The organism is Rhodopirellula sp. UBA1907, from assembly GCF_002337565.1.
GTDB classification, from domain to species: Bacteria; Planctomycetota; Planctomycetia; order Pirellulales; family Pirellulaceae; genus Rhodopirellula; species Rhodopirellula europaea.
In genome coordinates this window covers 243261-243778 of sequence record NZ_DDGH01000089.1, presented here as the reverse complement: position 1 = coordinate 243778, position 518 = coordinate 243261, and the positions used below count along the sequence as shown (strand labels likewise).

At 56.6% G+C, this 518-nt stretch carries 1 protein-coding gene; it reads right to left on the bottom strand.

Annotated elements, in window-relative coordinates; genetic code table 11:
* Positions 1-116: 116 nt before the first annotated feature.
* Positions 117-518, bottom strand: a 402-nt coding sequence (locus B2R17_RS20255) for a dienelactone hydrolase family protein (protein WP_286765395.1), incomplete at its 5' end; no start/stop codon positions are given.

Here is a 518-nt window from a genome sequence, read left to right as displayed (position 1 = left end):
CTCATTCAATCAACAGCCCGCTATCCCACAGCCAAGCCTATTGCCCAACCTCGATCACAAACACTCGTCCATGATCGCGCCGTCGACCAGCCCGCTTTCGGCACGCGGGCACTACGTCAAGCCAGAGCGGATTCAAACAAGGCGAGCATCCGACTCCAAGCTTTCTCGGCTTGTTCGGGATTGTGGACACGAGTGTCAGGCGGACACCAACCATGCCCGGCGGGATACACCTCGATCTCAGCATCCAAATTCGCTTCTGCAAACGACTCCTTCAACACCGACTTTGCTTCGGGATCGCGTTGGTCATCGTTCTCGGCGATGGCGATCAAGAAGTCCGCTTTCATTTTTGGGATCAAAAGATGCGGGCTATCCTCTCCGTCGGACACCAATCCGCCACCATGAAAAGTGGCCGCCGCACCTACGCGATCGGGAACAGCGGCTGCAGTGCGGAAGACGATTGGTCCTCCCATGCAATAACCGGTCGTTCCAATTGGCTTGTCCGTGTCCACTTGCGATTG